Source organism: Roseibium sp. (assembly GCF_025698965.1).
Lineage (GTDB): Bacteria > Pseudomonadota > Alphaproteobacteria > Rhizobiales > Stappiaceae > Roseibium.
Genome location: NZ_JAILWL010000343.1, coordinates 1 through 7,156, shown reverse-complemented (window position 1 = coordinate 7,156; position 7,156 = coordinate 1). Strand labels below are relative to the sequence as shown.

Sequence of the window (7,156 nt, the reverse complement as noted above, 5' to 3'; positions counted from 1 at the left end):
GTTAGGCTGAATGTTACGGTGCTCCACCAGCCATGGAAGTAATGGTCGTGGGTGCAGACATCGGCCAGAGTGTAGGTGATTTCCGACCCGATGATGAAGGCGCGGCGTTGCAGCTCTGCGCTCGCTCCAACTTCCTGCGCAATTGCCAGGACGGCCGGAACGATGACCGCGGAACCATGCATGATGCCTGTATAGGAAGTATCGTCGATATCCCAGACATGCGCTGCCATGCCGTTGACAAGCGACGCGGTTTCGACATCGCAGGTGCCACCGGTCGCCAGCGTTGCAGGGCCGGGATGTTTGGGCATGGCGGCATGAACGCGTCGTGTCGCGTCATGAGCACCGCCGGCTATAATTGCCCCGATCGTATCGAGCAGCGCGCGATCGGCCACTTCGCTCACCTCATCCGGAAACGAAGTACGGGAAACTGCAAACTGCGCAAAACGTCGGGCAATCGGTGGGGTCATGCGACCTCCAGCGTTTCGACACCATGAGGCAGTGCATTTTCATAAAGGGCTTCCCAGACGGATGAAGCCCATGTGCCGGGGACAAGAATGTCAAACCGGTCTGAGTTCAGACAATGGATCAGGACGCCGACGTGATGGATGCCCGTTTGAAAAAATTCTCCGGGTTTGAAGGCCATTGGAGTGACATCAATCGCAACCAGTTGTGACAGCAGATCGCGGCTGGAAGGTCCTTCCAGAGTAATGACAGACCTGGCATGACTAAGGTCGAGCTTCATCAACTCGGGCGCATTTTCCAGGTTTGGATCTGCGGTTTCAATCAGGATCCTGTCCGGAGCAATTCGCCATGCGGTGGCACCGTCTGCGTGTTGAGCAATACGGAAGGTGCCGCCGTCTTTCAGGCCAAGCGAAGAAAGGACTGGCTGGGCCGCGCTTTCGAAATCGTCCCAACCCGCGATCTGCCAGAGACCCGACAGGGCTCGCGTGCCCATCTTAAGTCCGGATTTCTCGCTGGCGCCATGATGGCCCGCAACACATTTCGATTTCAAAGGAGACAGGACTTCAGCCATTTTGACGTTCTCCTTCCGGATCAAAGAAATGAGGGGAGACGACCTTCGCGCGAAGGGTTTCGTTGCCGACGAAATTCACGACACGTATGGTCTCGCCGGCCCGGAACTTGCCGTTTTTCAATAGTCCAAGTGCAATGTTTTTGCCCAGAGCCGGCGAATAGGTGGTCGACGACACCCAGCCGTCTCCATGTCCTTTTGTTTCTCCGACGTTGGGGAACAGGATTGAACCAGCTTTGGCACCGGTTGCGCCCTCGATTTCGAGGCCGACCAGTATCGGCCGGGACGCCTCCTCAAGAACCGGACGTTTGCACAGGATGGATCCAACAAATGGTTTTTTGCTCGACGCAAATCCTTCGAGCCCCAGATCTCTGAGGGTCGTGCGGCCTTCGATTTCAGGTCCTGCAATGTGCCCCTTTTCAATGCGAAGGGCTCCCATCGCTTCTGTTCCGTAGGGACGAAGTTCGAAAGGCGATCCGGCAGTGTAAAGCGTTTCCCAGACGTGGCGGCCGTAGCCTGCTGGAATGTAAACCTCATAAGCCAGTTCACCTGAATAGGACATCCTGTGAATGCGCACGCCCACACCGCCGATCTCCGCGTGAGTGAAATGGTTGTTGGGCACCGTTTCCCGGCTGAGATCGGTACCTGTGACCTCCGTCAGTAAAGCTCTGGATTTCGGACCGGCAACCGCAATGGCGGCCCATTGGTCGGTCACTGTGGTGACGTGGACTTTGAGATCCTTCCAGGCGGTCTGGAGCAGGTGCTCGGCGAACGCCAGCACTTTTGCGGCATTGGCGGTTGTCGTCGACATGAAGTAGTCGTTTTCGCCAAGCCGGGCGGTTGCCCCGTCATCCATGACGAACCCGTCTTCCCGCAGCATCGCACCGTATCTCAATCGGCCCACAGCGAGCGTTTTCCAGCCGTTGACATAGATGCGGTTCAGAAATTCCGCAGCATCGGGGCCTTGAACGGCGATCTTGCCAAGTGTGGACACGTCGATCATGCCGACATGTTCGCGGACGTGAGCAGCTTCCCGGACATAGGCATCCTGAAGGCCTTCACCGGTTTGCGGGTAGTACCACGGACGCATCCAGGCTCCGGCTTCGGTCATCAGTGCGCCGTTTTCTTGGTGCCACTGGTGGATCGGCGAAAGACGCGTCGGTCTGAAATGTCGACCATGCTCCTGTCCGACAATGCTTCCCATCGAAACTGGCGTAAACGGCGGACGGAATGTTGTCGTGCCGACTTCAGGAATGCTCTGTCTCCGCAACTCGGCCATGCGGGCGAGGGCGTTTACATTCGACAACTTGCCCTGGTCTGTCGCCATTCCGGTTGTTGTGTATCGTTTCAGATGCTCGACGGAAATGTATCCCTCAAGATGAGCCTGATCGACGTCGCTGATCTTCACGTCATGCTGGAAATCGACAAAAGCTTTGCCTTGAGGAGATCCATTCGTATTGAAAACAGCCCATACAGGGGACATGCCCTGTTGCCAGAACGGACCGGTAGTAAAAGCTTCCGGGCAGAGGCCGATGTCGCCATCCGCACCGGTTTCCCCGGCCGATTGTGTACCCAGTGCAAAGCCCTGACTGATGACATCTTCCAGGTCTGAAGCGGCGTTTGAGATGCCAGCGGATCTCAATGTGTGCCCGTCGTCCTGCAACGGTACGAAACAGGCGCCTTCTTCCTTGTAGACAGGTTTCTGGAAGCGTTGGGACCAAAGATGAACTGCTGGTGCCCAGCCACCCGATACGGCAATCAGGTCCGCCTTGAGTGTTTTTCCGTTGCCTGTGGCTCTGCCGGAACTGTCAACAGGAACGACTTCGGCCGCTGCAACCTTCCTGCCGCCCTTGGCTTCCAGAACACCATGGCCAACCAGAACCGTTGCGCCCGCATCGGTCGCAATCTGCTGAACGCAAGCCGAGACCTGCGCCCGCAAGTCGGCAACTGTGACGGTCGCACCTGAGCGCGCAAGATCAGCCGCGACAGAATAGGCGCTGTTGTTATTCGTCGTCACGATGACGTTCTGGCCGGCAAGCACGGCAAACCGGTTGAGATAGGTGCGGGCTGAACCAGCCAGCATGACACCGGGCTTGTCATTGCTGCCAAAAACCAATGGCCGCTCGATTGCACCGGTCGCCATGACGGCGCGCCTCGCATGCACCAGCCAGTAACGTTGCCGAACCTGATGGTTTTCCGGCGCTTTCACATGATCGCAGACACGCTCTATGAGCCCATAGGTGTCGCCGTCATACGCACCGAATGCCGTCGTTCTGATCAGGATACGGACATTGTCCATATTCTCCAGTTCGGTTCTGACTTTGGTGAGCCACTGATCGCTTTCGCTTTCTGCCGGATCGGAGAGGATGGCACCGCCAAGTTCAAAATCCTGCTCGACCAGGATGACCTGTGCGCCCGCGCGGCCCGCTGCCAGGGCTGCCGAAAGGCCGGCCGCACCGCCACCAATGACCAGAACGTCACAAAATGCGTTGCGCTTTTCGTATGAATCCGGGTCTGCCAGGTATTTTGCCCGTCCCATACCGGCAGCTCTTCGGATGAAGGTTTCGCACATCATCCAGAATTTGGTAGAATGTTTGAACGGCCCGACAAAAGTCTTGTAGTAGAAGCCTGCGCTCAGGAACGGGCTGAACCAGTTGTTCACCGCACCCACGTCAAAGGTCAGGCTCGGCCAGGCATTTTGTGCGGTTGCGGTCAGCCCGTCAAAGGCTTCGGCTGTCGTTGCACGCACATTGGGTTCGTGCCGGTCGTCCTCGCGCAGATGCACAAGCGCGCCGGGTTCTTCCACGCCCGCGGAATAAATACCCCTGGGTCTGTGATACTTGAAACTCCGTCCGGCAAGAGAAACGCCCGCGGCCAGCATTGCCGAGGCAAGCGTATCTCCTTGAAACGCGGGGAGTTTATCACCCTCGAAACTAACGTTGAGAGGTTTGCTGCGGTCAATGCGGCCACCTTTTTGAAGACGCCTCATTCGGTGACCTCCCGTGCCAGCTCGCACGCGCCGATTTCATGTGTAAGCGTGTTTCGCTCAAGAACGAGCCACTGACGGCAGCCTTGCACGTGGTGCCAATATTCCTTGTGCCAACCACGTGGATTGGTTCGGTTGAAAACATAATCCAGCCAGGGCTTCATTTCATTTTCGTCCATCGCCGGACGACTTACCGTCGCGTCTGCGCCGTAGGTAAATTCCGTTTCGTTGCGAAGCCCGCAGACCGGGCAGTTGATCCTGATCACGTTGGTGCCTCAGTGTGCGTTCGTTTGCGGGCCTACGCCCTTTTCATCGATTTGATATCCGCGCTCGAAGCGGTCGAGTGTGAACTCGGCATTGTCTTCATGCGGTTCATCCTTGGCGATCGTCCATGCAAAACACCATCCGGACGCAGGCGTTGCCTTGAAGCCACCGTAGTTCCAGCCGCCATTCAGATAGAGACCCTCCACCGGTGTTCGGGTGATGAAAGGGGAACCATCCATGGACATGTCCATTACGCCGGCCCAATGGCGCAGCAATTTCAGTCGGGAGACGCAGGGCATCAGGGCTTTGGCACTCGCCAGTGTGTGTTCGACAACAGGCAGGCCACCTCGCTGGGCGTAGGAATTGTACATGTCCAGGTCGCCTCCCAGCACCAACCCGCCCTTGTCGGACTGGCTGACGTAGAAATGGGCAGCACCAAATGAAATGACCGTGTCGACCAGTGGCTTGTAAGGCTCTGTCACAAAGGCCTGCAGGCAATGAGTTTCAATCGGCAGACGAAGACCGGCCATCTGGGTCAGATGACCGCTATGGCCCGCCACGCAAAGAGCCACCTTTCCCGCGCGGATATCACCTCGGTTCGTTTGGACCCCGACGATCTTTCCACCGTCAAAAAGATATCCTGTCACTTCCCGCCGTTGCAGGATGTCGACGCCGTGCCTGTCGGCGCCACGGGCAAATCCCCAGGCCACCGCATCATGACGCGCCGTGCCCGCGCGGCTCTGGTAGATTGCGCCGTGGATCGGAAACCGTGCTTTTTCTGAATAGTCCAGATAAGGCAGGCGACGTTGAACTTCCGCGCGGTCGAACAGTTCCGCGTCGATGCCATTGGCCCGCATGATGTTGCCGCGCCGGCGCGCCGCGTCCATCTGACCGGGCGAGTGGCACAGATTGTACTGGCCACGCTGTGAGATCATTACATTGTAATTGAGATCCTGGCTCAGGTTCTCCCAGAGCTGCATGGAACGCTCATAGAACATCGTGTTGCCGGGCATCATGTAGTTCGATCGAACGATTGTGGTGTTTCGACCGGTATTGCCACCGCCCAGCCAGCCTTTTTCAACGATGGCGACATTGGTGATGCCGTGCTCTTTGGCCAGATAATAGGCTGTTGCCAGGCCATGTCCGCCGCCGCCGACAATTACGACATCGTAGTAGGGTTTGGGGTCGGGATCGCGCCAGGCTCGCCCCCAGGTTCTGTTACCTGAGAGTGCGTGCCGAAAAACGGATAGGGCGGAATAGCGTGTCATCTTCTGCCGTTTTGTTTTTGAATTTTGCTTAGAATGCTGCATTTGATACTTTTTGCAAGAAAAAATATCAAATGGTCGATTTTTGTTGGCTTGCAGGCTTGTTTCGAACGAAAAAATATCGTTTGCTGCAAAAAAATACCGGAGACTAGCCTCGTGAATCTGACGCAGACACTGCGAAATGCACTACCCGACCTCCCTAAGAAACTTGCTATTGCCGCGCGCTACGCGATGGATCACCCGGATCGCATGGCGCTCGATTCCATGCGGGGTACGGCTGCGGCCGTCGGTGTCACGTCGACGACCATGCTGCGACTGGCCCGCCAGCTCGGCTTCGACAGTTATGAAGACTTCAGGGCCGGGTTCCAGAATGAATTGCTTCAGGGCGGGTTCGGAGCGCGGGCAGGGGCTTTGCTGCAGGGAGTTTCCGAAGGTGGTGAAGAAACGAATGCGGATAAGATACTGCTGGCGGCGGAGGAGAACATTCGTTTGGTGCGTGCAGGCCTGACGCCTGAGGACCTGGACAGGCTCGCCGATCTGATGCGGCGCGCACCCAATGTATTTCTCGTCGGGTCCGGGTCGCTGTTCTGGCTGGCGTCGATGATGAAGAACACCGGCAGTCTTGTGCTTTCAAATCTTAGACTGGTCGGTGCGGAATATGCTGTTGCCGCAGAGCCGATGGGCGTTCTTCAGGAAGACGATATTGTCATCTGCTTCGGCCTCAATCCGATTGCGCAACGCACTGTGGAGGCAATGAAATACGCCCGGCGGCACGGAGCCTTCACGGTTGCTATCACCGATAGGCCTAGCTCTCCGATCGCCGAGGATGCGGATTTCACCCTTTGTGCCGACGCTCAAAGTCCCCACTACTATCCCTCCGTCGTGGCAATGGTTGCCCTGGTGGAAGTGCTTCTCGCGTCCATTGTCATGGATGGTGATGGCAGCGAAATCGCCCGGGTCGAGGAATTCGAACGCCTGCGCAAACGAAGCAGCGCCTACTTGGAGTATTGATTCATCGTCTCGGTTGTTGGCATCGTGCCAGTGGACTTCAGTGACGACGCATCAGACGTCTGATGGCGGTCCCGTGAGCTGTGGTTCAACCGGAACACGGTCTTGGGGAGGTGTTTCACCATTCAGGTGAGGGCCATAAAAAAATGGTGCAGAGCGTAACCAACGCCTGCACCACCGCGACAAGTTGCGGAAATGTCGCTAAGTTTGAATTCGCCGCCTCTAAAAAGTCAGCTTGTAGAAGGCGGAAACTGCTTGCGTCATGCTGTCTGCGCCGACGCCTGTCTGGGCCTGTAGCGACAGAGTACCGTTTGATCCCACCTGCTGCTCGTACCCGACCTTCAATTCGCCGAATGTGTCGGAGCGGGCAACATCGGAAACCAGGCTTGCGCCGCTTCCAAAGACGGAGATGTCGACTGCCGACGGGCCGTTAAGATCACGGTGGACAGCGGCCGCGGAGGCCGTGAACACGCCGTGACCCAACTTGGCCGCCAGTATCGCGCCAATGTTGATTTCCGAGAAAGTCACATCGCGGCCACCGACAGTGGCATTGGCGCTGGATCCGGTTTCCGTATAGCTGTCATAGCGTTGATACCCAAGTCT

At 57.1% G+C, this 7,156-nt stretch carries 7 protein-coding genes; 1 reads left to right on the top strand and 6 read right to left on the bottom strand.

The genetic code is table 11. The annotated features are described in order from the left end of the window. The 5 genes from K5905_RS23165 to K5905_RS23145 all read right to left on the bottom strand — a co-directional run. The coding region (locus K5905_RS23165; RefSeq protein ID WP_297588327.1) for an MmgE/PrpD family protein at positions 1-467 on the bottom strand (467 nt) is incomplete at its 3' end. Beyond that, the gene (locus K5905_RS23160; protein WP_297588326.1) at positions 464-1,033 is read right to left on the bottom strand and encodes a hypothetical protein; all 570 of its coding nucleotides are present in this window, start codon (positions 1,031-1,033) and stop codon (positions 464-466) included. The genes K5905_RS23160 and K5905_RS23165, both read right to left, overlap by 4 nt. Further along, positions 1,026-4,019 (bottom strand): sarcosine oxidase subunit alpha family protein, encoded by a 2,994-nt coding sequence (locus K5905_RS23155; RefSeq protein ID WP_297588323.1) that lies wholly within the window; start codon positions 4,017-4,019, stop codon positions 1,026-1,028. Before K5905_RS23155 ends, K5905_RS23160 begins: the two co-directional genes overlap by 8 nt. Beyond that, complete coding sequence (locus K5905_RS23150; RefSeq protein WP_297588307.1) at positions 4,016-4,282, bottom strand: sarcosine oxidase subunit delta; 267 nt, start codon at positions 4,280-4,282, stop codon at positions 4,016-4,018. Before K5905_RS23150 ends, K5905_RS23155 begins: the two co-directional genes overlap by 4 nt. A gap of 9 nt (positions 4,283-4,291) precedes the next feature. Further along, positions 4,292-5,548 (bottom strand): sarcosine oxidase subunit beta family protein, encoded by a 1,257-nt coding sequence (locus tag K5905_RS23145; RefSeq protein ID WP_297588304.1) that lies wholly within the window; start codon positions 5,546-5,548, stop codon positions 4,292-4,294. Positions 5,549-5,701: 153 nt separating this feature from the next. On the opposite strand from K5905_RS23145, the gene K5905_RS23140 reads away from it, so the two are divergent. Continuing rightward, the gene (locus tag K5905_RS23140; RefSeq protein ID WP_297588301.1) at positions 5,702-6,556 is read left to right on the top strand and encodes a MurR/RpiR family transcriptional regulator; all 855 of its coding nucleotides are present in this window, start codon (positions 5,702-5,704) and stop codon (positions 6,554-6,556) included. A 219-nt stretch (positions 6,557-6,775) separates the two neighbouring features. On the opposite strand, the gene K5905_RS23135 is transcribed toward K5905_RS23140, so the two are convergent. After that, a partial coding sequence (locus tag K5905_RS23135) for an autotransporter domain-containing protein (protein WP_297588297.1) occupies positions 6,776-7,156 on the bottom strand: 381 nt, incomplete at its 5' end.

Excerpts from the sequence above, each read along its gene's own strand:
- K5905_RS23160 (WP_297588326.1), bottom strand. The coding sequence starts at position 1,033 with ATGGCTGAAGTCCTGTCTCCTTTGAAATCGAAATGTGTTGCGGGCCAT.
- K5905_RS23155 (WP_297588323.1), bottom strand. The coding sequence starts at position 4,019 with ATGAGGCGTCTTCAAAAAGGTGGCCGCATTGACCGCAGCAAACCTCTC.
- K5905_RS23145 (WP_297588304.1), bottom strand. The coding sequence starts at position 5,548 with ATGACACGCTATTCCGCCCTATCCGTTTTTCGGCACGCACTCTCAGGT.